25 protein-coding genes are annotated in these 22,615 nt (G+C 63.7%); 18 read left to right on the forward strand and 7 right to left on the reverse strand.

What is annotated here, in order from left to right; genetic code table 11:
* Nucleotide 1: 1 nt before the first annotated feature.
* From AC1DQ3_RS12435 to AC1DQ3_RS12455, 5 genes are all read right to left on the reverse strand, one after another.
* On the reverse strand, nt 2-1,327 hold the full coding sequence (locus AC1DQ3_RS12435) for an amino acid ABC transporter substrate-binding protein (RefSeq protein ID WP_477120498.1): 1,326 nt from the start codon (nt 1,325-1,327) through the stop codon (nt 2-4).
* 152 nt (nt 1,328-1,479) lie between these two features.
* Nucleotides 1,480-2,190, reverse strand: a complete 711-nt coding sequence (locus AC1DQ3_RS12440; RefSeq protein ID WP_477120499.1) for an SDR family oxidoreductase — start codon at nt 2,188-2,190, stop codon at nt 1,480-1,482.
* A 24-nt stretch (nt 2,191-2,214) separates the two neighbouring features.
* Nucleotides 2,215-2,562, reverse strand: coding sequence for an MTH938/NDUFAF3 family protein (locus AC1DQ3_RS12445; protein WP_477120500.1), 348 nt, complete (start codon nt 2,560-2,562; stop codon nt 2,215-2,217).
* Between the two features lie 30 nt (nt 2,563-2,592).
* Complete coding sequence (locus AC1DQ3_RS12450; RefSeq protein ID WP_477120501.1) at nt 2,593-2,793, reverse strand: hypothetical protein; 201 nt, start codon at nt 2,791-2,793, stop codon at nt 2,593-2,595.
* Between the two features lie 93 nt (nt 2,794-2,886).
* The gene (locus AC1DQ3_RS12455; RefSeq protein ID WP_477120502.1) at nt 2,887-3,297 is read right to left on the reverse strand and encodes a hypothetical protein; all 411 of its coding nucleotides are present in this window, start codon (nt 3,295-3,297) and stop codon (nt 2,887-2,889) included.
* 261 nt (nt 3,298-3,558) lie between these two features.
* On the opposite strand from AC1DQ3_RS12455, the gene AC1DQ3_RS12460 reads away from it, so the two are divergent.
* The 11 genes from AC1DQ3_RS12460 to AC1DQ3_RS12510 all read left to right on the forward strand — a co-directional run bounded on the left by AC1DQ3_RS12460 (nt 3,559) and on the right by AC1DQ3_RS12510 (nt 12,534).
* A complete protein-coding gene (locus tag AC1DQ3_RS12460; protein WP_045243030.1) occupies nt 3,559-3,723 on the forward strand; it encodes an FmdB family zinc ribbon protein in 165 nt (54 codons plus the stop codon).
* A gap of 138 nt (nt 3,724-3,861) precedes the next feature.
* The gene (locus tag AC1DQ3_RS12465; RefSeq protein ID WP_477120608.1) at nt 3,862-4,332 is read left to right on the forward strand and encodes an SUF system Fe-S cluster assembly regulator; all 471 of its coding nucleotides are present in this window, start codon (nt 3,862-3,864) and stop codon (nt 4,330-4,332) included.
* A 45-nt stretch (nt 4,333-4,377) separates the two neighbouring features.
* Nucleotides 4,378-5,826 carry a Fe-S cluster assembly protein SufB gene (gene sufB / locus AC1DQ3_RS12470; protein ID WP_477120503.1) on the forward strand — a complete coding sequence of 483 codons (1,449 nt, stop codon included), beginning with the start codon at nt 4,378-4,380 and terminating at the stop codon, nt 5,824-5,826.
* A gap of 75 nt (nt 5,827-5,901) precedes the next feature.
* Nucleotides 5,902-6,672, forward strand: a complete 771-nt coding sequence (gene sufC / locus AC1DQ3_RS12475) for a Fe-S cluster assembly ATPase SufC (protein ID WP_477120504.1) — start codon at nt 5,902-5,904, stop codon at nt 6,670-6,672.
* Nucleotides 6,669-8,000: a Fe-S cluster assembly protein SufD gene (gene sufD / locus AC1DQ3_RS12480; protein WP_477120505.1), complete on the forward strand. Its 1,332-nt coding sequence runs from the start codon at nt 6,669-6,671 to the stop codon at nt 7,998-8,000. The genes sufC and sufD overlap by 4 nt, the downstream gene beginning before the upstream one ends.
* Nucleotides 7,997-9,265: a SufS family cysteine desulfurase gene (locus AC1DQ3_RS12485; RefSeq protein ID WP_477120506.1), complete on the forward strand. Its 1,269-nt coding sequence runs from the start codon at nt 7,997-7,999 to the stop codon at nt 9,263-9,265. The genes sufD and AC1DQ3_RS12485 overlap by 4 nt, the downstream gene beginning before the upstream one ends.
* Nucleotides 9,265-9,714, forward strand: a complete 450-nt coding sequence (sufU, locus tag AC1DQ3_RS12490; protein WP_477120507.1) for a Fe-S cluster assembly sulfur transfer protein SufU — start codon at nt 9,265-9,267, stop codon at nt 9,712-9,714. Before AC1DQ3_RS12485 ends, sufU begins: the two co-directional genes overlap by 1 nt.
* A 4-nt stretch (nt 9,715-9,718) precedes the next feature.
* Nucleotides 9,719-10,087, forward strand: coding sequence for an SUF system Fe-S cluster assembly protein (locus AC1DQ3_RS12495; RefSeq protein ID WP_477120508.1), 369 nt, complete (start codon nt 9,719-9,721; stop codon nt 10,085-10,087).
* Between the two features lies 1 nt (nt 10,088).
* Nucleotides 10,089-10,409: a Rieske (2Fe-2S) protein gene (locus AC1DQ3_RS12500; protein ID WP_477120509.1), complete on the forward strand. Its 321-nt coding sequence runs from the start codon at nt 10,089-10,091 to the stop codon at nt 10,407-10,409.
* Nucleotides 10,410-10,490: 81 nt separating this feature from the next.
* Complete coding sequence (locus AC1DQ3_RS12505; RefSeq protein WP_477120510.1) at nt 10,491-11,717, forward strand: polyhydroxyalkanoate depolymerase; 1,227 nt, start codon at nt 10,491-10,493, stop codon at nt 11,715-11,717.
* A 163-nt stretch (nt 11,718-11,880) separates the two neighbouring features.
* Nucleotides 11,881-12,534: a peroxiredoxin gene (locus tag AC1DQ3_RS12510; protein WP_477120511.1), complete on the forward strand. Its 654-nt coding sequence runs from the start codon at nt 11,881-11,883 to the stop codon at nt 12,532-12,534.
* Nucleotides 12,535-12,745: 211 nt separating this feature from the next.
* On the opposite strand, the gene AC1DQ3_RS12515 is transcribed toward AC1DQ3_RS12510, so the two are convergent.
* Both AC1DQ3_RS12515 and AC1DQ3_RS12520 read right to left on the reverse strand, forming a co-directional pair.
* Nucleotides 12,746-13,705, reverse strand: coding sequence for a patatin-like phospholipase family protein (locus tag AC1DQ3_RS12515; protein ID WP_477120512.1), 960 nt, complete (start codon nt 13,703-13,705; stop codon nt 12,746-12,748).
* A gap of 223 nt (nt 13,706-13,928) precedes the next feature.
* Nucleotides 13,929-14,882 carry a GlxA family transcriptional regulator gene (locus tag AC1DQ3_RS12520; RefSeq protein ID WP_477120513.1) on the reverse strand — a complete coding sequence of 318 codons (954 nt, stop codon included), beginning with the start codon at nt 14,880-14,882 and terminating at the stop codon, nt 13,929-13,931.
* Nucleotides 14,883-15,000: 118 nt separating this feature from the next.
* Between AC1DQ3_RS12520 and AC1DQ3_RS12525 the strand changes: the two genes are divergently transcribed.
* The 7 genes from AC1DQ3_RS12525 to AC1DQ3_RS12555 all read left to right on the forward strand — a co-directional run bounded on the left by AC1DQ3_RS12525 (nt 15,001) and on the right by AC1DQ3_RS12555 (nt 22,578).
* On the forward strand, nt 15,001-15,831 hold the full coding sequence (locus AC1DQ3_RS12525; RefSeq protein ID WP_477120514.1) for an SDR family NAD(P)-dependent oxidoreductase: 831 nt from the start codon (nt 15,001-15,003) through the stop codon (nt 15,829-15,831).
* Nucleotides 15,832-16,317: 486 nt separating this feature from the next.
* Entirely contained in the window at nt 16,318-16,620 is a 303-nt protein-coding gene (locus AC1DQ3_RS12530; RefSeq protein WP_477120515.1) for a helix-turn-helix domain-containing protein, read from the forward strand.
* 5 nt (nt 16,621-16,625) lie between these two features.
* Nucleotides 16,626-18,017: a type II toxin-antitoxin system HipA family toxin gene (locus AC1DQ3_RS12535; protein WP_477120609.1), complete on the forward strand. Its 1,392-nt coding sequence runs from the start codon at nt 16,626-16,628 to the stop codon at nt 18,015-18,017.
* Nucleotides 18,018-18,612: 595 nt separating this feature from the next.
* Nucleotides 18,613-19,581 carry a ubiquinol oxidase subunit II gene (gene cyoA, locus AC1DQ3_RS12540; protein ID WP_477120516.1) on the forward strand — a complete coding sequence of 323 codons (969 nt, stop codon included), beginning with the start codon at nt 18,613-18,615 and terminating at the stop codon, nt 19,579-19,581.
* Between the two features lie 8 nt (nt 19,582-19,589).
* Nucleotides 19,590-21,566: a cytochrome o ubiquinol oxidase subunit I gene (cyoB, locus tag AC1DQ3_RS12545; RefSeq protein ID WP_477120517.1), complete on the forward strand. Its 1,977-nt coding sequence runs from the start codon at nt 19,590-19,592 to the stop codon at nt 21,564-21,566.
* Between the two features lie 8 nt (nt 21,567-21,574).
* Nucleotides 21,575-22,213 carry a cytochrome o ubiquinol oxidase subunit III gene (cyoC, locus tag AC1DQ3_RS12550; RefSeq protein ID WP_477120518.1) on the forward strand — a complete coding sequence of 213 codons (639 nt, stop codon included), beginning with the start codon at nt 21,575-21,577 and terminating at the stop codon, nt 22,211-22,213.
* Nucleotides 22,213-22,578, forward strand: a complete 366-nt coding sequence (locus AC1DQ3_RS12555; RefSeq protein ID WP_477120519.1) for a cytochrome o ubiquinol oxidase subunit IV — start codon at nt 22,213-22,215, stop codon at nt 22,576-22,578. Before cyoC ends, AC1DQ3_RS12555 begins: the two co-directional genes overlap by 1 nt.
* The last annotated feature ends 37 nt before the right edge of the window (nt 22,579-22,615 follow it).

A 22,615-nucleotide genomic window follows, 5' to 3' on the forward strand; every position in this document is an offset into this window, starting at 1 on the left:
CTTACTTGCGTTTGGCCCAGGCAGGAGCCGGGAAGATGATCCGGGACGATGCCCAGCCGCTCGGCGCGACCACCTTGAACTGGCCGTCCTGGACCTGGTACAGCACCATGGACTTGGCGATGTTCTTGCCGGTCTGGTCGAACTTGAGCGGACCATAGAAGGTCATCAGGTTGGTAGCGGCGAGTGCATCGCGGATCTTGTCGGGTTCGAACGAGCCCGCGCGTTCGAAGGCGTCCACGAAGGCCAGCACGGCAGCGCTGGACTCGGCCGCCTGATAGGGCGCCTCATAACGGAATTCCTGCTCGAACATGCGGGCGTACTGCCCGGCAGAGCCGAACCAGCGGTCGGTGTACGTGAGCGAGCGGTCCCATTGCGAGCCGCAGACCGCGAATTCCGCCGCCTTGCCGAACTTTTCGATGATCTGCGCGGAGTCGCAATGGGTCAGGGCCAGCATGGGCACATACACCTGCATTTCGGCGATCTGCCGCACCGCCAGCGTGGCGCCTTTTTCGTGGCCGGAGACCACCAGGATGTCAGGCTTGAACGCCTTGACCTTGGCCAGCGTTGCCGACATGTCGTTCAGTTCCGGCGGCAGCTTGTCATCGACCACTACCTGCATGCCCAAACGCCTGGCGTCCTCGACCACGCCGTCGCGCACATCCTTCGAGAAATCGTCGTTCTCGACGGCGATCGCCAGCTTGAGGCTTTTTGGCGACCTGCCTGCGCGTTGTGTCTCTTCGGCGGCGAGGTTGATTGCCGAGCGCAGATAGTAGTCCGAGGTATTGAGCACGGCGAACAGGTAGCGATAGCCCTGGGTGAACAGGTTGCGGTCGGCGCCGTTGCCCTCGACCATCGGCATACGATATTTCTCGGTGACCGGCGCGATCGCCTTGGTGAGGCCAGAGCTGTACGGCCCGAGCACGAACTTGACGCCGTCCTGGCTGATCAGCCGCTCGGCCAGCTGCGCGCCGCGAGCGGAGGTCGATTCGTCGTCGTAGTAAAGGATTTTCAACTGGTAGGCCTTGCCGCCCACCTTGACGCCGCCAAGCTCGTTGACCCGCTTGACAGCGAGCGCGTAGCCGTCCTGGGTGTTTTTGCCGTTGGTGGAGTATTTGCCGGTCAGGGAGACTGCCGCGCCGAGGATGATGGTGTCACCCTCCACCTTGGCTGGCGCCGGGACCGTCAGCGCGAAGCCCACGCCGGCTAGCGCGAGCGCGGCAATACGGCTCGACCGCAGCGCGGAGATGACGCCTGTGCGCCGCAGGCGCGCTGGCCAGGTCCGCGGTTGGGTGCTGCCCTGGGGTTGCCGTTCGGGTGCGTGTTTCATATCACCTCCCCACAAGACCAGCATAGTGCAAGGATGGGCACTTGCCAGCCTGGCCCGGTCCGGCCGTGGCCGCACCGGGTGCGTGGCGGTTGACAGGCGCGACCCGTGAACGTGCGGGTCTTGTCCGAACCGATGCAGGGCGCGGACCTGCTCTACCAGGGAATCGGCTGGCGATCGCGGAAGAAGCCGCCGCTGGGTCCCGCCTCAGGCAGCGTCGCCAGCCAGACGACGGTGTCGATGCCTTGCTCGGGCGAGCGCGGCGCATCGGGCCCACCCAGGTCGGTGCGGCACCAGCCAGGGCACACCGAGTTGACCTTGACGCCGCTGCCGGCCAGTTCGGCGGACAGGATGCGGGTGGCGGCATTCAGCGCCGTCTTTGAAATGCGGTAGGCCGGCGCACCGGCGCCCATGTCCGCGAGCTGCCCCATGCCGGATGCGAGGTTGACCACCCGGCCGGAGCCGCTGGCGCGCAGCAGGGGCGCCAATGCCTGAGTAACCCGCAGCACGCCGAAGAGATTGGTTTCCAGGGTGCTGCGCAAGGTATCGAGCGGCAGTTCGAGCAGGCTGGTGCCGTAGTGATCGAGCGAGACGCCGGCGTTATTGATCAGCGCGTCCACGCGACCGAAGCGTTCGGCCAGCCACTTGGCAAGGGCGGCCACCGCATGGTCGTCCGTGACGTCGAGCGGGTGGCATGCGAGCGAAGAGCCGGTTAGCTTGAGCTGGACCTGCAACGCTGCGAGGTCCGCCGGCTCGCGTGCCGTGGCGACGACCAGGTGGCCTTCGGCGGTGGCAAGGCGATATGCGGCTGCGCGGCCGAGTCCGCGGCTCGCGCCGGTGATCACGGTGACGGGTTGGCTGGCCATGCTGGTGTCTCCTTTTCCAGGCCACTAGCAGGTGAGGTGCAGGATCGCATTGGCGCCGCGGGGATGCTCCTCCAGCTTTGCGATGGCTTCGGCGGTGGGCAGGATGACCAGCTCGACATGGCGGCGTTTCGCCTCTCGCTTCACGTCATCCATGACCGGCAACGCACCGCTACCGGTGCCGATCACCAGACGGCTGCAATTCCAGGGTATGTCTTCCATGATCGACAGCGGCGTGTGCCCGAAGGCTTCGCGGAAAGGTTTGGATGGCCTTTTCTTGCGTTTGCGGACCTTCCCCTGATCGATGATGACGTCATGCTGGTAGGTCTCTCCGTCAATACGGAGGGATCCAAAGGAAAATGCTTCGAAGCGCATACGGAAACATCCAGGGGGACGCGGCCGGTGTCAGTGGCTCTCGGCGTGCTTGTGCGGCTTGCCCGGGCCCGTGACCGAAATCACGTCCAGATCGAAGAACGGGCTGTCCTGGGGCGGCGGTGGCAATCCTGCGCCCCACGCGCCGATGGCCAGCTTGATGTACTCGGCCATCTGCTCGTCGGAGATGTCCTTGGGTTGGTCGATTGTGACCACGTACCGACGATTGCTCATGGTGCATCCTTGTCTGGCCTGTCGGGCTGGCGGGGAAGCGTTCCACGCTCACCCGGCATGCCTGTTTCCTCCACGCACTCCGGATCCAGGGCACTATCGCTTGCGCGGCTTCCCCGCACGCGGCACATCGTCGGCCGGATCGGGAAGCAGGTCCTTGTCCAGCACGTCATCGATGCTGGGTGGCATAGGGGGGTGCTCTTCCCGTTCCGCGCTCCGGTCTGCCCGGTCCGAGGGCGTGTCGGCGGGAATGCTCTCGGCCGCGCGGGTGATCTCGTTCGTGACTTCGTCCGGCGCGTCATCGTCGTCCGGGTAATGGCCATGGCGGAAATCGGTCGGTTCCGCCGTCTGTTCGGTGAATACGTCGACGGTCTCGTCGATGTCCGCCCATAGGTACACCTGTTTGCTGGCATCGAGGATGCTGGGAATGGCGCGTCCCGTGCCTGGCCGATCCGGCGGTCCGGTTCGCTGCGTCTTGCCAGGATCCACCTTGTGCGGCCTTTTCATGGTCAACTCCTGAGCGGCGATGGTGAGGATGCTGAGGACGGTAGTCTTGCCTCATGCAAGCGTGCGCATGTTTCCATAATAAGCACGCAAAGCGCGAAGGAGGGCAATGCGAAGGATAGGTGCCTGATGCGGTACTGGCCATGCAATACAACTGGCCGTGTCGGACGCGACGGTGTCCTAGAATTGAAATGCCGGTCTGCGGGAAGTGACCGGCACACCAGATACAGCGAGTCCCTGCACCATGCAGGATGGAGGAGTGTCATGCCCACCTATTCGTACCGTTGCGAGAAGTGCGGTCAGGTCTTCGACCACGCCGAACATCTCGCTGAACATGCAACGGCCCATCCGCCTTGCCCCAAGTGCGGCAGCGAAACGGTCCAGCACGTGCCAACGCCATTTGTGGCGAAGACGGCCAGGAAGAGTTGAGGCCTGCCAGGCCTGCGTGACTCGCGCGCTCCATTGAGACGGGAAATGCCGCCGCTTTACCGCGGTGCGCCGCGCATCGGAACAAAGAGTACTAAACTGGTTCCAGATGGCGCGCACTGGTGGGGACGGGTGGGGACGATGCTCAGGCTAAGCAAACTGACCGACTACGGCACGGTAATCATGACCCACATGGCGCGGGATCCGGGCCGGATCTGCAGTGCCGCCGAGGTTGCGGCCGAGATCGGTGTGTCGATGCCAACGACGAGCAAAATCCTGAAGATGCTCGCGCGGCAACACCTGCTGCATTCGTTGCGCGGCGCCAGGGGCGGTTACCTGCTGGCGCGGCCGCCGCAGGAAATCTCGATCGCGCAGGTGATCGACGCCATGGAAGGCCCCGCCGGCATGACCGAATGCAGTATCGCGGCCGGCTTGTGTGCCCGGGAAGGAACCTGTTCCGTCCGGGCAAACTGGCAGCAAATCAGCCTGGCAATCTTTCATGCCCTGGATGGCGTAACGCTGGCGGACATGACCCAACCGGCGTTGCATCCGGTGGATACCGGCATGCTGCACGCCTGGAGGGCGGCAGGCCGCAAGCCGGCATTGGAGTGACATTCGAGTGACATTCGAGTGACGCATGGCAACCGAAGGCAGAATATGGCAACCCCGGGGTACAAGCTCGACGAACTGATCAGCCAAGGCTATCAGCACGGCTTCTACACGTCCGTGGCAACGGACACGGTGCCGTGCGGGCTGAACGAGGGCGTGATCCGCATGATCTCGGCCATGAAGGACGAGCCGGAATTCATGCTTGACTGGCGCCTCAAGGCCTATCGTCACTGGCTGACGGTGTCCGAGCCGCACTGGGCGACAGTCAGGCACCCGCCCATCGACTACCAGGCTATCGCCTACTATTCGGCGCCGCGCTCCCAGAAGGCCGGGCCCAAGACGCTGGACGAGGTCGATCCGGAGTTGCTGCGCACCTACGAGAAGCTGGGCGTGCCCCTGCGGGAACGCGCGTTGCTCGCGGGCGTCGCCGTGGACGCGGTATTCGACAGCGTCTCGGTAGCGACCACCTTCAAGGCGAAACTGGGCGAGCTCGGCATCGTTTTCTGTTCGTTCTCGGAGGCGGTGCGGGAGCATCCAGAGTTGGTGCAGCAGTACCTGGGTACGGTCGTGCCATACACCGACAACTACTTCGCCACGCTCAACTCGGCTGTGTTCAGCGACGGGTCGTTCTGCTATATCCCCCCCGGAGTACGCTGCCCGATGGAGTTGTCCACTTACTTTCGCATCAACGCCCAGAAGACTGGACAATTCGAGCGCACCCTGATCATTGCCGGCGAGGGCGCTTATGTCAGCTATCTGGAAGGCTGCACCGCGCCGATGCGCGATGAAAACCAGCTGCATGCCGCCGTGGTGGAACTGATCGCGCTGGAAGGTGCGCAGATCCGGTACGCGACGGTGCAGAACTGGTATCCGGGGGACAAGGAGGGCAAGGGCGGCATCTATAACTTCGTGACCAAGCGCGGCGACTGCCGCGGCGCCCGCTCGAAGATCTCGTGGACCCAGGTCGAGACCGGCTCGGCCATTACCTGGAAGTATCCAAGCGTGATTCTGCAGGGCGACGACTCGGTTGGGGAGTTCCATTCCGTGGCGCTGACCAACCACTACCAGCAGGCCGACACCGGCACCAAGATGGTCCACCTCGGCAGGAATACCCGGAGCACGATTCTCTCCAAGGGCATTTCCGCCGGCCACGGCCAGAATGCGTACCGCGGACTGGTGAAGGTGGCAAAGAGCGCCGATGGCGCGCGCAACTACTCGCAGTGCGACTCGCTGTTGCTGGGCGACCAATGCGCGGCCCACACCTTTCCCTACATCGAGGTGAAGAATGCCACCGCCCGCGTCGAACACGAGGCCTCCACCTCGCGCATCGGCGAGGACCAGCTGTTCTATTGCCAAAGCCGCGGCATCGGCCCCGAAGACGCGGTATCGATGATCGTGAACGGGTTTTGCAAGGCAGTGTTCAAGGAACTGCCCATGGAATTCGCGGTGGAAGCGCAGAAGCTGCTGGGCGTCAGCCTGGAGGGAAGCATCGGCTAGGGGAGCGCGCGGGACGCGGCGCCTCGGAGCCACATTGGAACCACATCGGAACCACATTGGAGCAAGAGGCCAGCCATGCTTGAAATCCGCAACCTGCATGTCTCAGTCGACGACAAGCCCATCCTGCGCGGCATCGGCCTTACCGTGAAAGCCGGCGAAGTGCACGCCATCATGGGCCCCAACGGCTCCGGCAAGAGCACCCTTGCCCATGTGCTGGCCGGACGGGACCGCTACGTCGTGACCGCAGGCGAAGTCCTCTTCGACGGCGCGAACCTGCTTGGCATGCCGCCCGAAGAGCGGGCGCGCGCGGGCGTTTTCCTGGCCTTCCAGTATCCGGTGGAAATTCCCGGCGTCTCGAACATCTATCTGCTCAAGGCGGGGCTCAACGCGATCCGCAAGCATCGCGGCGAGCCGGAGCTGGATGCCATCGACTTTCTCGCGCTGGTCAAGGACAAACTCAGGCTCATGGAGATGGACCCAAGCCTGCTTTACCGCTCCGTGAACGAGGGCTTTTCCGGCGGCGAAAAGAAGCGCAACGAGATCCTGCAAATGGCGGTGCTGGAGCCCCGGCTCGCCATTCTCGACGAAACCGACTCCGGCCTCGACATCGACGCGCTCAAGATCGTCGCCAGCGGCATCGGCGCCATGCGCGGCCCGCAACGCGCCATCGTGCTGGTTACCCATTACCAGCGGCTGCTTGATTACATCGTGCCGGATCGCGTCCACGTGCTGGCGCAGGGGCGCATTGCCAGGTCCGGCGGACCCGAGCTGGCGCTCGAACTGGAGCGCCATGGCTATGTCGGGATGGAGGCGCCGGCTTTCACCGGCACGGAGGCTTCAGCATGAGCGCAACCGGCGTGGAACACTATCTTGCCGAGTTCGACCGCGTCGAGGCTGCATTGCCTGGCCGGCGACTGCCCTGGCTCGCGCGCGAGCGCCAACAGGCGCGCGAGTATTTCGCGCAAGCCGGGTTTCCGACGCTGCGCCATGAGGACTGGAAGTACACCAGCGTGGCCGGGATCGAGAGAAGCCGCTTTACCGTGCGGCCGACGCAGTCCGACGGCAAACCGGACGCCGCCCTGGCTGCGCGGATCGAGTCGCTCGCCTTGCCCGGCGCGCACCTGATGGTATTCGTCAACGGCCGCCACCAGCCGCAATGGTCGCGCATCGGTATGCTGCCGGCAGGGGTTGAACTCCTCAGCCTCGCCGCCATGCTGGAGCGCACACCGGAACCCGTGGAAGCGCTGCTTCGCCGCCGCGTGAGCGACTACCCGTCCGGCTTCGCCGCATTGAACACGGCGCTCATGGCCGATGGCGCCTATATCCGCCTGGCCGCCGGCACTGCTCCCAACAAGCCGATCCACCTGCTGTTCGTCACCACGGAGTCCGAACTGGCCACCCATACGCGCAATCTCGTGATGGCGGACGAAGGCAGCCATGTTTGCATTGTGGAGCACCACGTGGGCGTGGACGGCCTCGGTTATCTCACCAATTGCGTCACCGACGTGGTCGCCGCGCGTGGCGCGCAGGTCGAACATCACAAGGTGCAACAAGAGAGCCTGAAAGCGTTTCACATCGCCGCCGTGAATATGGATCAGGGGCACGGCAGCCGCGTCACCTCCAGTGCATTCGCCCTGGGCGGCGGCCTGGCGCGGGCAGACATCCAGGTCGCGCTGAATGGCGAGCGCGCCGAGTGCTCGCTCGACGGGCTATACATGAGCAGCGGCCGGCAGCATCTCGACCACCACACCCGCATCGACCACGCCAGGCCGGACGGCAAGAGCCGGGAGTTCTATAAAGGCGTGCTGGCCGACGCCTCGCGCGCCGTGTTCAACGGCAAGGTGGTAGTGCATCCCGATGCCCAGCATACCGATGCGCACCAATCCAACCGCAACCTGCTCTTGTCCGGGAATGCCGAGGTCGACACCAAGCCACAGCTGGAGATCTACGCCGACGACGTCAAGTGCAGCCACGGCGCCACCGTAGGCCAGCTCGATCCCGACCAGATCTACTACCTGCGCTCGCGTGGGGTGGACGACGCTTCGGCCCGGGCCCTGCTGACCTTCGCCTTCGCCGAAGAAATGGTCAGCCGGCTGGGCCTGATCTCTTTGCGCGCGCGGCTGGAAACGCTGTTGCGCGGCCACTTGCCCGAGCCGGTGAAGGTGCTGACATGAACACAGCCGCGCATGAACTCAGGGCCCTGCAGCGCGCGGTACCGGCCGATGGCCTGGACGTGATGCGGCTGCGCCGGGATTTCCCCATCCTGCGGCAGACCGTCAACGGCAAGCCGCTGGTCTATCTGGACAACGCCGCCACCAGCCAGAAGCCGCAGAGCGTGATCGACTGCGAGGCACATTACTACGCTGCGCTCAATGCCAACATCCACCGCGGCGTGCATACCCTGAGCCAACTCGCGACCGATGCCTACGAGGCCGCGCGCGACGCCGTGCAAGGCTTGATCAACGCGGCCCGGCGCGAGGAGATCGTGTTCGTGCGCGGAGCCACGGAGGCGATCAACCTGGTGGCGGCGAGTTACGGACAGCGCCTGCGGCCCGGCGACGAGATCCTGATCACAGCGATGGAGCACCATTCGAATATCGTGCCGTGGCAACTGGCGTGCGAGCGCACGGGTGCCATCCTGCAGGTGGCGCCGATCAACGACGCGGGCGAACTGCTGCTGGAGGCATTCGAGCGCCAGCTTGGCCCACGCACCAGGCTGGTTGCCGTGACCCATCTGTCCAATGCCCTTGGCACGGTCAACCCGTTGCGGTACCTCATCGAGCTGGCGCACGCCAGGGGCATTCCAGTGCTGGTCGATGGGGCCCAGGCCGTGCCGCACTTCAAGGTCGACGTGCAGGCGCTGGATTGCGATTTCTACGCATTCTCGGCGCACAAACTCTACGGCCCCACCGGGGTTGGCGTGCTCTATGGCAAGGCCGCGCTACTCGATGCCATGCCGCCTTACCAGGGCGGGGGCGACATGATTCGCGAGGTCACTTTCCGCAAGACCACTTACAACGAGTTGCCCTTCAAGTTCGAGGCCGGCACGCCCAATATCGCCGGCGTGATCGGCCTGGGCGCCGCGATCGGCTATGTGAGCGCGGTGGGTCCGGAAGCCATCGCGGCCCACGAGCACGCGCTGCTCGCCTACGCCACCGGGCAGGCAGCGCAGATTGCCGGCCTGCGCATCATCGGCACGGCCGCGGACAAGGCCAGCATTCTCTCGTTCGTCCTGGATGGCGTGCATCCCCACGATGCCGGCACCATCCTCGACCTGGAAGGCGTGGCGGTCCGTGCGGGCCACCATTGCGCCATGCCCGTGATGGAGCGGTTCGGCGTGCCCGCCACGGTGCGTGCGTCCTTTGCGCTTTACAACACGCGCGAGGAAGTGGATGCGCTGTTCCGTGCCGTGCGCAAGGCACAGGAGGTATTTGCCTGATGTCCGATTTGCTCGATCTTTACCGGGAAGTCGTGGTCGACCACAGCCGCTCGCCCCGCAATTGCAGGCGGCTGGCGGGCGCGAACCGCAGCGCCGAGGGGTTCAACCCCCTGTGCGGCGACCGGCTCACGCTATACCTGAAGGTGAGCGACGGCATGATCGAGGATGCGAGCTTCGAGGGCTCCGGCTGCGCCATCTCCACCGCCTCGGCGTCACTGATGACCGAGGCGCTCAAGGGCAAGACCGAGGCGCAGGCGCAGGCGTTGTTCTCCGGCTTCCACGCGCTTGTGACCGGATCCGGCCCGGCGCAGGCCGGCGCGCCGCTGGGCAAGCTGGCGGTACTGGGCGGCGTACGGGAGTTTCCGACCCGCGTGAAGTGCGCGACTCTGGCCTGGCATACCCTGCAAGCCGCCTTGCGCGGTAGCGCCCAGCCGGTCTCAACGGAGTGACGCGATGAGCATGATCGATTGGCTGCGCAAGGCAGAGGCACACGAAGACAGGCTCGAGCCTGGCCCCGGCACGATGGAGGGACGGGTGATAGAGGCGCTGCGCACCGTCTATGACCCCGAGATCCCGGTCAATATCTACGACCTGGGCCTGGTCTATGCCCTGTCCGTGGACGAAGTCGCCGGCAAGGTGGACATCCGCATGACGCTGACCGCGCCGGGCTGCCCGGTGGCGCAGACCTTCCCCGGCGTGGTCGAGAGCGCCGTCATGGAAGTTGGCGGCGTGGACGAAGTCGAGGTTGAACTGGTATGGGATCCGCCCTGGTCGCGAGAGCGGATGAGCGAGGCGGCGCGGCTGGAACTGGGGCTGCTCTGAGATGAGCGAATGGATCGATGTCGCGCGAGCCGACGAATTCACGCCCGGGACGTGCCGCACCGTTGACGTCGACGGGGTGCAGGTCGCGGTATTCAATGTGGGCGGCAGCTATTACGCCATCGAGGACATGTGTTCCCATGAGGCGGAGCCTTTGTGCGGCGGCGACATCGAAGGCGAGGAAATCGTCTGTCCGCGCCACGGCGCGCATTTCTCCCTCATCACGGGGGCGGCGCTGTCCCCGCCGGCTTATGACCCGGTGGCGATCTTCCCAATCCGGGTCGTGGGCGGCAAGGTACAGGTCAAGGATGACCGCTGGGGCTAGGGGGCGCGTCGTTCGGCCTTGTGCCGGCGCCGGTGCGGCATATATTGAAAGTCCTTCCAGCGCATTCTTCCCGACGCCCATATGCTGTACCGTTTCATGGAGTATCAGCGTGCATTGCTCGAACCGTGGACGGCATGGGCAGCGCAGGCCACGAACGCTTTCACCGACCCAGGCAGCCCGTTTGCCCATGTGCCGGGTGCGCCCTGCTTTGCTGCGGGCTATGAGTGGCTCTACCGGCTAGGCAAGACTTACGGGAAGCCCGCCTTCAGCATTACCACGTGCGACGCGAACGGTCGCGTCGTGGCTGTGGACGAGCAGATCGTGCTGGAACGGCCATTTTGCCGTCTGTTGCGTTTCGCGTGCGACCGGGTTGCCGCGTCAGGACGAAGGCCCCCCGTGCTGGTGTGCGCGCCGCTGGCGGGCCATCATGCCGTGCTGCTGCGAGAAGTCGTGGAAATGCTGCTTCCCGCACACGAAGTCTATGTGACGGACTGGCGCGATGCGCGCTATGTGCCCCTGGTCGAGGGGCCGTTTCACCTGGACGACTGCGTCGGCGAGTTACAGGCGTTCATCCGGCATATCGGCGGGCAACGCCTGCACGTGCTCGCCGTCTGCCAGGCTACCGTGCCGGCATTGGCGGCGGTATCGCTGCTGGCCAGCGCCGGCGAGCCGATGCCGGCAAGCCTGGTCCTGATGGGCGGCCCGATCGACACCCGCCGCCACCCGACCGCCGTGGATCGCATGGCCGCCCGCCAACCGCTGGCGTGGTTCGAAACCAACCTGATCCACACGGTGCCGGCCCGATATCCCGGTGCCGGCCGCAAGGTGTACCCGAGCTTCCTGCAGCATGCGGGCCTGGTGATGGCGCATCCGGCGCGCATGGCGAATGCGCATTGGGACTGCTACCTCGATCGGGTGCAGGGCGATACCGAGCGCGCCCAGGCGCACCGGCGTACTTGCGAGGAGTACAACTCGGTGCTCGACATGGCAGCCGAGTTCTACCTGGATACCATCCGCATCGTGTTCCACGAGTTTCGGCTGGCGCGCGGCAACTGGAGCGTGCATGGGCAGGCCGTGCGGCCGCAGGACATTCGCGACACCGCGCTGCTCACCGTGGAGGGCGAGTTGGACGATATATCCGGGCTCGGGCAGACCCAGGCCGCGCACGACTTGTGCAGCGGCATCGCGGCGCGCCTCAAGCGGCATGTCACGATACCCCGGTGCGGTCACTATGATCTTTTCTCCGGACCGTTATGGCGGACCAAGGTCTATCCCGTCGTCCGCGATCTGATCGCGCAGTACGGCTAGCGGGCTCGGGTGCGTTCGCGCCGCCTGTTTCCGCGCCTCCTTATCGTTACAGCCCACTATACTGTGCGGTGACGGTCTCGCGCACAGGGGCAGCGTCGGGATGCAGCCGCTATCTCCGTCCTCGTCCGTTGATCCGCATCCACCCATCACAAGGAGACTGAATATGTCGATTCGCATTGGTGACGAAGCCCCCGATTTCACGGCGGACACCACGGAAGGGAAGATAGATTTCCATGAGTGGATCGGAGACAATTGGGCGATTCTGTTCTCCCATCCCAAAGACTTTACGCCGGTCTGTACTACGGAATTGGGTTATATGGCTGGACTGAAACCGGAATTCGACAAGCGCAATACCAAGATCATCGGCCTTAGCGTGGACCCCGTCAGCGACCATCAGAACTGGGTCAAGGACATCGCGGAAACGCAGGGGCACGCCGTCAACTATCCGATGATCGGCGACGTCGACCTCAAGGTCGCCAAGCTCTACGACATGATCCATCCCAACGCGAGTGGCGGGCCGCGCACTGCGGTGGACAATGCCACGGTGCGCTCGGTGTTCCTCATCGGGCCGGACAAGAAGGTCAAGGCGATGCTGGTCTATCCGATGAGCGCCGGCCGCAATTTCGACGAAGTGCTGCGCCTGCTCGATTCCCTGCAGCTCAACGCGAAACACACCGTGGCCACGCCGGTGAACTGGAAACCGGGCGACGACGTGATCATCCCCACCTCGGTATCCAACGAAGACGCGATGAAGAAGTATCCGCAGGGCTTCAAGACCCTCAAGCCGTATCTGCGGGTCGTTGCACAGCCGAAGTAGGGCGAAGCAGGGTACGGCAAGGCCGCTCAGCAGGAAACACGCGCGGCGTTGGGAGGCACCCAGGGCCCATCCAGCGCCGCGCAAGTCCGCCCAGGCTTCAAGCCAAAACCACGCCGCGCACAAGATCCCTCAAAAAAAAAAGAGATCCCGCATCATTCGCGGTCATTCGCGGGATTGGCCATGCACGCAATTCGCCAATGCCAAAGCCCGCTCAAGGCGGGGCGGAAGCGTGCGTGTGGCCGGTGTGGGACTTGTGCGGGCCGTGTTCATGCTGCTGCGCCGCCTGGTTCGGGTCGAAATCGCAGCTCGGGTTGGCTTCGTCGTGCGAATGCGGGTGCAGCGCGCCGGGGATGTGCCGGCTGTTGAGGCCGTCGGCCTTGAGCCAGGCCAGCGTGGCGGCGGCGGCACGATCGATCAACGTGCCGCACTGCGTGTAGTCGTAGGGGGAGACGTCGAGCGGGCACAAGGGCGGGACCACCGCGATGTGGGCGTGATCGGCCCAGCGCTCCAGGTCTTGCACCAGCTGGCGCGCGACCAGCAGCGACAGCGCGTTGAAGGCATGGTCGATGGGGCCGCGCGGTTCGCGCCGTGCCGCGCAGGCGAAGCCGGCCGGCAGCACCACCACGCGCGTGGCGCCCAGGCGGATGGCGGTGGAGACCGGCGTGTTGTTGGCCACGCCGCCGTCGATCAGTTGCCGGCCGCCCAGCGCCACCGGCGGGAACACGCCGGGGATGGCGGCGCTCGCCAGCACCGACTGGACCAGGTTGCCGGAGGACAGCACCACCTCCGCGCCGGTCTGCATGTCGGTGGCGACGACATAGAGCGGCAGCTCGGCGCGTTCCAGATGCATGTCGCCGAAATGGCGGGACAGCAGGCGCTGCAGCGCGGAGGAGTCGACCAGGTGGGCACGCTGCCCGCGCAGCATGCCGAACAGGCTGCGCCATGACCACGGCATGACTTCGGCCCGGCGCAGTCCGCGCCAGAGCGTTTCCAGCTGGTTGGTGCCGGTCACATGCGGGTTGCAGGCATAGTAGGCGCCGTTGATGGCGCCGGCGGAGGCACCGATGACCATGTCGGGCTTGATGCCCCAGGCCACCAGTTCACGCAGCATGCCGGCCTCGATGGCGCCGAGGCTGCCACCGCCGGCAAAGACAAATGCGGTTTTTTCCATGGTCTGTGGTTCAGTGCGAAAGTGCGGAGGAACCCGGTAAGGGAAGGATAGTCGACATTTCGCCTCCATGACAGGCATTTGCCGCGGGCGGGGTGCGCCGATGGCACGTAATGTGCGTACAGTGCCAGAAAAGCACGCGCGCGCCAAGGTTTCGAGGCCGCCGGGAGAGGAGGCAATGCGTAGCCCTGCCGAGAAGTTTCATGGCGGGCATCCGCTGCGGTCCTCAGGCCGGCACCGGCTCCGCCTCACCGCGCGCCATCCGTCGAATCGCCTGCGGCGGCTGCCCGAACGCCCGCAAAAACGCCCGCCGCATGCGCTCCCGGTCGCCGAAGCCGGTATCCCTGGCTACCACATCGATCGGATGTCGCCCGGACTCCATCATCAGCCGCGCGGCTTCGATGCGCAGGTGTTCCACCGCCTTGGCCGGGGTTTGCCCGGTCTCTTCGCGAAAGGCGCGGCTGAACTGGCGAGGGCTGAGATGCGCGGCTTGCGCCAGTTGCTCGACCGACAATGCTTCGTGCAGGTTTTGCCGGGCAAAGGCGAGGGCGGACTGGATGCGGTCGGACTTGGGTTCCAGTTCAAGCAGCGCCGAGAACTGCGATTGCCCCCCGGCGCGGCGGTGATACACCACCAGCTTGCGCGCGACCTGGCGCGCGACCTCCGCGCCGGCATCCTTCTCGACCAGCGCGAGCGCCAGATCAATGCAGGCGGTCATGCCGGCCGATGTCCACACGGGTCCGTCAATGATAAAGATGCGGTCCTCCTCCATGCTGACCTTGGGATAGGTGCGACGGAACCGGGCGGCATAGAACCAGTGCGTGGTGGCGCGGCGGCCGTCGAGCAGTCCCGCTTCGGCGAGGTTGAACGCGCCGGTGCAGGTGGCGCCGATCCGGCGGGTGGATTTTGCAGCGTCCTTGAGGAACGCAACCACACCGGGCGGCGCGGGCTGGACATCGTTGTCGCCAACCACCAGCAGGGTGTCGAACGCGCAGCCGCCGAATGGCTCCGTAGTGACGGAGAAGCCTGCTGAGGTGGCGACCGGCCCGCCATGCTCGGAGAGCAGGTGGACGCCATAGAGGGCCTTGCCGGCGGTGAGGTTGGCAAATTCCAGGACCGTGGTGATACCGAGGTTCATCACCTGGAACCCTGGATAGAGAATAATTCCGATACGTCGCATGGCGAATTCCGGGGGTGGCACAAAAGGTGGTATCTATGGCATTGCTGCCATCAGATTATGCACCTAATCTTCGATCCGTGATGGCCGGCATGGGGCTGGCAGACAACGGAGAACCAACATGGCAGCAACCACGGCAACGCCCGCCAACATGCAGCATCGGGGCACCGCGCTGATTACCGGCGCATCTTCAGGGATCGGCGCGGTCTATGCGGACCGGCTCGCCCGGCGCGGTTATGACCTGATCCTGGTCGCCCGCAACCGCGAGCGGCTTGCCACGCTGGCCGAGCGGCTGACGAGCGAAACGGGGCGCTCCGTCGAGATCGTGACGGCGGACCTTGGCGTGGACGCCGATGTCCGCCGGCTTGAGACGCTGCTGCGCACAGACGCCAGCATCACGTTGCTGGTCAACAATGCAGGCATCGGCGCTACGGGGCAGTTGCTCGAATCCGATGCCGACAAGATGCAGGCGATGATTACGCTCAATGTGATCGCGCTGACGCGGCTGGCCTATGCCGCCGCGCATGGCCTCGTGGCGCGCGGCACGGGGACGATCATCAACATTGCCTCGGTCGTGGCGCTCGCACCCGAGTTCCTGAATGGCGTCTACGGCGGCACGAAGGCCTTCGTGCTGGCGTTCACGCAATCGCTGCACCATGAACTGGCGGATAAGGGCGTGCGGGTGCAAGTCGTGCTGCCAGGCGCGATCCGCACGGAATTCTGGGATGTGGCCGGTCACCCGGTGGAGAACCTGCCGCAGGAAATGGTGATGGGCGTGGACGACCTGGTCGATGCTGCCCTGTCCGGGCTGGACCAGGGCGAAGTGGTGACGCTGCCCTCGCTGCCGGACGTAGCAGACTGGCATGCCTTCGAGGCCGCCCGCGCGGCGCTGAGGCCGAATCTGTCGCGCAGTGTGCCGGCAGCCCGCTTCAAGGTGGCTGCGGCAGCCTGAAGGGAGATCGATAACGTTCAAGGAACGCGTAAAGGTGCAAGGTCATATAACGATAACGCGCGCCCGCTATTGCATCGTGGCATATGCATATGGCCATTGCGTCCTTGCGGGATAACCCGTATTGCCGCTAGTATTGAAGTGTCTCCTCCATTCCCTGCCAGGGAATTGGGTTACGCCCGCTCAAGCAGCGGGCGTTTTTATTTTCGGGCGGAGCCAGTGGCTACGCAGACTTCGTGCTGCGCGAGCAGAGAGTTCCGCGGGACATTTGAGCCGCTCTTGAGCGCCAGCCATTCTGCTCGGTGTTATTTATGCGCAATACGGCGCTTTCGTGACCGTCCAAACAAATCAAAGTTTGTTTTTCGCATATACAAATTGTGGTTTGTATCTCAGAGAAACAAATTATAGGCTGTTCGCCATACAAACTATGTTGTGTTTTTTGAAAAACAAACTAGAATTTGTTTATCGAAAAAACAAGCCAGGATTTGTATGAGCGACTTCACCGTCCGGTCACCTGCAGACCTTACCGAGTTGCTGCAGGCGTTCCGCAAGCAGGCGGGCCTGAAGCAGTCGGAAGTCGCTGTGCGGCTGGGCGTCACCCAGCAAACCATATCCGCCCTGGAGCGCAACGCTGACAAGGTCAGCGCCGACCGGCTCCTGCAACTGCTGAGCATTCTTGGCGTTGACATGGTCCTTCACAAGGAAGATGGTCGCAAAAAGACGGAGCCCTATCAGCCGCGCATAGCCCCTCCCCCGCAAAAGGGCAAGATTTCGACCGATAAGAACTGGTGATGGCAATGGACGGGCACAGGCGGCCTCGCCATCAAAGGCTCGGGCTGTGGATGAATGGAACATTCATCGGGACCTGGAGCGTCAGTCCCCATGGCGGCGACCAGTTGCACTATGCCGATGAGTGGATAAATTCGGATGAAGGGCGGCCTATCTCAAGGTCTCTCGGGTTTCTCCCGGGCAACGCGCCCCACCGCGGCGGCGCAGTGCAAGCCTACTTCGAGAACCTGCTTCCCGATAGCAAAGATATCCGCGAGCGGATTGCCCGTCGGTACAAGCTTGCCGCGACCGACGCTTTCACAATGCTCACCGAAGTCGGTAGAGATTGTGCTGGCGCTCTCCAAATCCTCCCGGACGGCATGGCGCCGGACGATATCGAGACCGTCCACGCGACACCTCTTGCTGAGGCAGAGATTGCCGACATCTTGAGGGGAACAGTGGCGCCTCCGAAGATAGGCGGCGCCCCCCAGGACGAAGTGCCGGACAATTTCCGCGTCTCCATCGCAGGCGCACAAGAGAAAACTGCCCTGTTGCGACATGTCGTGACCGACCAATGGTGCATGCCTCACAAGGCTACGCCCACAACGCACATCCTCAAATTGCCGATGGGAATCATCGGCCACATGAAGATGGACTGGCGCGACTCCATTGAGAATGAATGGCTCTGTGCGCAAATTTTCGGCGCTTACGGGCTCCCCATGGCGACCTGCGAGCCGTTGATGTTCGAAGACATGCAGGTGCTGTCGGTGGAGCGCTTTGACCGCCGTTGGGTGGGTCGTCATGAGCAAGACGACAACCCTTGGCTACTGCGCCTGCCGCAGGAAGACATGTGCCAGGCCACGGGTACGCCGCCGCACCTGAAGTACGAAAATGAACATGGGCCAGGTATCGACGCCATCATGGAAGTTCTCGGTAGTTCGCTGCAGCCCGCACGAGACCGCAGGTTGTTCTTTCTCGCTCTGCTTCTCTTCTGGATGCTTCGCGCTCCAGATGGCCACGCCAAGAACTTCAGTGTCTTTATCCGCCCTGGCGGCAAGGTCGAGCTGACCCCGTTCTACGACATTCTGTCGGCATATCCGAATCTTGGCGATGGCCCATCGCAGATGTCGCCATACAAGATATCGATGGCTATGGCCATTCRGTCCAGGAACGCGCATTGGAAAATGGTGGACATCCATCTGCGGCACTGGGTTGCGCTCGCGGTGAAGTACGGCATCACTACCGAAGATGGCCGGCCGGCTGCGAAGCTCATAGAGGAAGTGGTAGAGCTGACCCCGCAGGTCATCGAGACAGTCAGGAACAATATTCCGCCCGGCTTCCCAACGAGGGTCCCCGAACGAATTCTGAATGGGCTGACTGCCGCTGCAGCCGAACTTGGCAAGGAGCTGTCCGCGAGCTGACGTGCAAAAAGAAAGACTATGCCGGTCAGGGCGAACAGCGCGTTGGCGACGGCGGGGGGCGATGGGTGCCGGCTGTGACCGCCCCGGCGCGCGGCGAGTCGCGGGGCAGCGCATGGGGAACTTGTGCAATTGCTTTCAAGGGCGCGCACCCCTGCGACACCTTGCCGCAGCCAGAATTCTCGGTGAATAGCGCGAAGTTATGACAGACATAGCCGAGGAAGCTGCATTGTCTGGTTTGCTGAACAGTGTATTCCAACTCCCGGGTTTACCCTCAATGCTGCGATGCGGTAGATTCCGGGCCACGATGTCTGACGTACCGCGAACCTCACCCGAATCCCCTGTTTGCCCGCCGGGCAAACCTGCCGGGCATCGCCGCGCGGACATCCTCCCGTGTGGACCACCGCAGTCCCACAACGATCCGTCCCACAAGGACCAAGCCAGCCTGCCCCTGATCGGGGCATCCCCTGGCACACAGGTCGCCTGAGCCGGATCCGACCCAGTTTCCCCGAAGCCTTAAGCCTGCCTCTTGCTCCCGCATCCGGCAGCAGAACCGCGCCGCGCCGTCGCAGCCGTGATCAACTCAACCAGTCGTGACATGAAGATACCCACACTTCCGCGTTGGACGCGGCTAATGCCTTGCGCCGCCCTGCTCCTGCTGGCCGGATGCAACATGGCCGTGCTGGATCCGAAGGGCCAGATTGGCGCCGACGTCAAAAACATCATCCTGATCGCGACCTGGCTGATGCTGCTTGTCGTGGTGCCGGTGATCGTGCTGATCATTGCCTTCGCCTGGAAGTATCGCGCCAGCAACACGTCGGCCCGCTATGAGCCGGACTGGTCCCACTCGACCGGGATCGAAGTGGTGGTCTGGCTGATCCCCTGCCTGATCATCGTGGTACTGGGCATCATCACGTGGAAGTCCTCACACGACCTGGACCCGTACAAGCCCATCGAATCGAACGTCAAGCCGGTCACCATCGAAGCGGTCGCGCTGAACTGGAAATGGCTGTTCATCTATCCGGACCTGGGTATCGCCACGGTCAACGAGATCGCGTTCCCGGCGAACACCCCCGTGAACTTCAAGATCACGTCGGATTCGATTATGAACTCCTTCTTCATCCCGCAACTGGGCAGCCAGGTGTACGCCATGGCGGGCATGGAGACCAAGCTGCACCTGATCGCCAGCGAGACCGGCGCATTCGACGGCATGTCGGCCAACTACAGCGGCGGCGGATTCTCGGGCATGAAGTTCAAGGCCAGGTCGATGTCCAACTTCGACTTCGAAGCGTGGGTCAAGCAGGTCCGTGCCTCGTCGAGCCAGCTGACCCTGGCTGACTACAGCGCGCTGGCCAAGCCCAGCGAGGCGAATCCCGTGGCGCTCTACGCCAAGGTCGATCCGCAGCTGTACCACGGCATCCTGCACAAGAACATGGACGGCGCCGGTGGCGCTATCGCCGGCAACGGCACCTCGTTTGGTCCCGTCTGCACCTCGCGCAACACCCTTGGCGTGAGCCAGGTGTCCATGGCCGCGCCCGCTACGCCGGCGCCGGGCTCGAATTCCTAGGAGTAGAGATGTTTGGCAAATTGAGTTTGGATGCCATCCCGTTCCACGAGCCCATCATCATGGGCACGTTGTCGATGGTGGCCCTGGGTGGCCTGGCGCTGTTTGCGCTGATCACCTATTTCGGCAAGTGGAAATGGCTGTGGAACGACTGGTTCACCTCGGTCGACCACAAGAAGATCGGCATCATGTACACGGTGGTCGCGCTGATCATGCTGCTGCGCGGCTTTGCCGACGCGATCATGATGCGTACCCAGCTGGCGCTGTCCACCAGCGGCTCGCCGGGCATCCTGCCGCCTGAGCACTACGACCAGGTCTTTACCGCCCACGGCGTGATCATGATCTTCTTCGTGGCCATGCCCCTGATGACGGGCCTGATGAACCTGGTCGTGCCGCTGCAGATCGGCGCGCGCGACGTGGCTTTCCCGTTCCTCAACACGCTGAGCTTCTGGCTGTTCGTGGCCGGCGCCATGCTGGTCAACGTCTCCCTGGGCGTTGGCGAGTTCGCGCGCACCGGCTGGCTGGCCTATCCGCCGCTGTCCGGGATTGCGTACAGCCCTGGCGTGGGGGTGGATTATTACCTCTGGAGTCTGCAGATATCAGGTCTCGGCACCTTGCTGACCGGCGTCAACTTCCTGGTGACCATCCTCAAGATGCGCGCCCCGGGCATGACCCTGATGCGCATGCCGGTGTTCACCTGGACCGCGCTGTGCACCAACGTGCTGATCATCGCCGCCTTCCCGGTGCTGACCGTCACGCTGGGCCTGCTGGGCCTTGACCGCTATCTCGGCATGCACTTCTTCACGAACGAGATGGGCGGCAACGCCATGATGTACGTGAACCTGATCTGGATCTGGGGCCACCCCGAGGTCTACATCCTGGTGCTGCCCGCGTTCGGTATCTTCTCGGAAATCATCTCGACGTTCTCCGGCAAGAAGCTGTTCGGCTACAAGGGCATGGTCTACGCGACCTGCGCCATCATGGTGCTGTCGTTCCTGGTCTGGCTGCACCACTTCTTCACGATGGGCTCCGGCGCCAACGTCAACGCGTTCTTCGGCATCACCACGATGATCATCTCCATCCCGACCGGGGTGAAGATCTTCAACTGGCTGTTCACCATGTACCGCGGCCGTGTGCAGATGACCACGCCCGTGCTGTGGACGCTGGGTTTCATGATCACCTTCGTGATCGGCGGCATGACCGGCGTGCTGATGGCAGTACCGGCGGCCGACTTCGTGCTGCACAACAGCCTGTTCCTGGTCGCCCATTTCCACAACGTGATCATCGGTGGCGTGCTGTTCGGCTACATCGCCGGCATTACCTACTGGTTCCCGAAGGCGTTCGGCTTCAAGCTGGATGAGCGCCTGGGCAAGTGCGCGTTCTGGTGCTGGATCATCGGCTTCTACCTGGCCTTCATGCCGCTGTACGTGCTGGGCTTCATGGGCATGACCCGTCGCCTGAACCACACCGACAACCCGGCGTGGAACCCGTACCTGTACGTGGCCGTGGTTGGCGCCGCGTTTGTCGGCCTGGGCATCCTGTTCCAGATCCTGCAGATCGTGGTCAGCGTGCGCCGCCGCAAGGAACTGCTCGACGTCACCGGCGATCCCTGGGGTGGCCGTACCCTGGAGTGGGCCACTTCGTCGCCGCCGCCGTTCTACAACTTCGCGCACACCCCGGTGGTGCGTGACCTGGACGCGTTCGCCGACATGAAGGCGCGTGGCGAGCTGCCGCAGATGCAGGCGAGCTACGAGCAGATCCATATGCCGAAGAACACGGGCGCGGGGTTCTACATCGGCGCCTTCAGCCTGGTGCTGGGTTTTGCCCTGACCTGGCATATCTGGTGGATGGCGGCGGTTGGCCTGGTTGGCATGATCGTCAGCTTCATCTTCCGCAGCAACGACGACCATATCGACTACTACGTGCCCGCGCGCGAAGTCGAGGCGGTTGAAACGAGCCATTTCCAGCGCATCGCGTCACAGGCCTGAATCGAATCATGACGACTGAAGCCCTACATCGTTATCCCGCGCATGCCGCCCCCGAGGCGCATGCCCACTCGCACGACCACGCCCATCACGACACCAGCGGCAATACGGTGTTTGGTTTCTGGGTGTACCTGATGAGCGACTGCATCATCTTCGCCGGGCTGTTCGCCGCATTCGCGGTGCTGCGTGGCGAAGTGGCGGGCGGCCCGTCGGGCAAGGAACTGTTCGAACTGAACTACGTCCTGGTCGAAACGTTCCTGCTGCTGTTCAGCAGCCTGACCTCCGGCATGGCGATGATCTCGCTGCACAACGGCCAGCGCGCCCGCCTGCAGTTCTGGCTCGGCATCACCTTCCTGCTCGGCGTGGCGTTCATCGGCATGGAAATCAACGAGTTCCATCACATGATCGCCGAAGGCGCGGGTCCGGAACGCAGCGCGTTCCTGTCCTCCTTCTTCACGCTGGTGGGCACCCACGGCCTGCACGTCTTCAGCGGCCTGCTGTGGATGGCCGTGCTGATGTGGCAGGTCTCCCGCAAGGGCCTGACCGCCACCATGAACAAGCGCCTGGCCTGCTTCGCGCTGTTCTGGCACTTTCTGGACATCGTCTGGATCGGCGTGTTCACCGTGGTCTACCTGATGGGAGCGATGTAATGGAACATGGCAACGTCTCTACCGCCGGCGCCCACGGCGCGCACGGCACCACCTCGGCCGGCGCCAGCCATGGCAGCGTCAAGTCCTATGTGATCGGCTTCGTACTGGCGGTGATCCTGACCGTCATCCCGTTCAAGCTGGTGATGGGCGGCACGCTCGAAGCCTCCACCACGCTGGCCGTGATCCTCGGCCTGGCCGTGGTGCAGATTGTTGTGCACCTGATCTACTTCCTGCACCTTGACAGCTCGTCGGAGCAGCGCTGGAACGTGATGGCCCTGGCCTTCACCGCGCTGATCCTGCTGATCGTGGTGGCGGGCTCGCTGTGGATCATGCACAACATGAACACCAATATGATGGTGCACTGAGTGATGGTGCACTGAGCCATTTGGCACCGTGGCGGCA

Source organism: Cupriavidus sp. 01T418 (genome assembly GCF_056398885.1).

Bases quoted from the DNA above. Each gene is read 5' to 3' on its own strand.
- sufC (WP_477120504.1), top strand. From the start codon at position 5,902: ATGCTTGAAATCCGCAACCTGCATGTCTCAGTCGACGACAAGCCCATC.
- AC1DQ3_RS12435 (WP_477120498.1), bottom strand. From the start codon at position 1,327: ATGAAACACGCACCCGAACGGCAACCCCAGGGCAGCACCCAACCGCGG.
- AC1DQ3_RS12520 (WP_477120513.1), bottom strand. From the start codon at position 14,882: ATGCGACGTATCGGAATTATTCTCTATCCAGGGTTCCAGGTGATGAAC.
- AC1DQ3_RS12510 (WP_477120511.1), top strand. From the start codon at position 11,881: ATGTCGATTCGCATTGGTGACGAAGCCCCCGATTTCACGGCGGACACC.
- sufD (WP_477120505.1), top strand. From the start codon at position 6,669: ATGAGCGCAACCGGCGTGGAACACTATCTTGCCGAGTTCGACCGCGTC.
- sufB (WP_477120503.1), top strand. From the start codon at position 4,378: ATGGCAACCCCGGGGTACAAGCTCGACGAACTGATCAGCCAAGGCTAT.
- AC1DQ3_RS12530 (WP_477120515.1), top strand. From the start codon at position 16,318: ATGAGCGACTTCACCGTCCGGTCACCTGCAGACCTTACCGAGTTGCTG.
- AC1DQ3_RS12555 (WP_477120519.1), top strand. From the start codon at position 22,213: ATGGAACATGGCAACGTCTCTACCGCCGGCGCCCACGGCGCGCACGGC.
- cyoB (WP_477120517.1), top strand. From the start codon at position 19,590: ATGTTTGGCAAATTGAGTTTGGATGCCATCCCGTTCCACGAGCCCATC.
- cyoC (WP_477120518.1), top strand. From the start codon at position 21,575: ATGACGACTGAAGCCCTACATCGTTATCCCGCGCATGCCGCCCCCGAG.
- AC1DQ3_RS12525 (WP_477120514.1), top strand. From the start codon at position 15,001: ATGGCAGCAACCACGGCAACGCCCGCCAACATGCAGCATCGGGGCACC.
- AC1DQ3_RS12455 (WP_477120502.1), bottom strand. From the start codon at position 3,297: ATGAAAAGGCCGCACAAGGTGGATCCTGGCAAGACGCAGCGAACCGGA.
- AC1DQ3_RS12450 (WP_477120501.1), bottom strand. From the start codon at position 2,793: ATGAGCAATCGTCGGTACGTGGTCACAATCGACCAACCCAAGGACATC.
- cyoA (WP_477120516.1), top strand. From the start codon at position 18,613: ATGAAGATACCCACACTTCCGCGTTGGACGCGGCTAATGCCTTGCGCC.
- sufU (WP_477120507.1), top strand. From the start codon at position 9,265: ATGTCCGATTTGCTCGATCTTTACCGGGAAGTCGTGGTCGACCACAGC.
- AC1DQ3_RS12460 (WP_045243030.1), top strand. From the start codon at position 3,559: ATGCCCACCTATTCGTACCGTTGCGAGAAGTGCGGTCAGGTCTTCGAC.
- AC1DQ3_RS12505 (WP_477120510.1), top strand. From the start codon at position 10,491: ATGCTGTACCGTTTCATGGAGTATCAGCGTGCATTGCTCGAACCGTGG.
- AC1DQ3_RS12500 (WP_477120509.1), top strand. From the start codon at position 10,089: ATGAGCGAATGGATCGATGTCGCGCGAGCCGACGAATTCACGCCCGGG.
- AC1DQ3_RS12515 (WP_477120512.1), bottom strand. From the start codon at position 13,705: ATGGAAAAAACCGCATTTGTCTTTGCCGGCGGTGGCAGCCTCGGCGCC.
- AC1DQ3_RS12485 (WP_477120506.1), top strand. From the start codon at position 7,997: ATGAACACAGCCGCGCATGAACTCAGGGCCCTGCAGCGCGCGGTACCG.
- AC1DQ3_RS12445 (WP_477120500.1), bottom strand. From the start codon at position 2,562: ATGCGCTTCGAAGCATTTTCCTTTGGATCCCTCCGTATTGACGGAGAG.
- AC1DQ3_RS12440 (WP_477120499.1), bottom strand. From the start codon at position 2,190: ATGGCCAGCCAACCCGTCACCGTGATCACCGGCGCGAGCCGCGGACTC.
- AC1DQ3_RS12465 (WP_477120608.1), top strand. From the start codon at position 3,862: ATGCTCAGGCTAAGCAAACTGACCGACTACGGCACGGTAATCATGACC.
- AC1DQ3_RS12495 (WP_477120508.1), top strand. From the start codon at position 9,719: ATGAGCATGATCGATTGGCTGCGCAAGGCAGAGGCACACGAAGACAGG.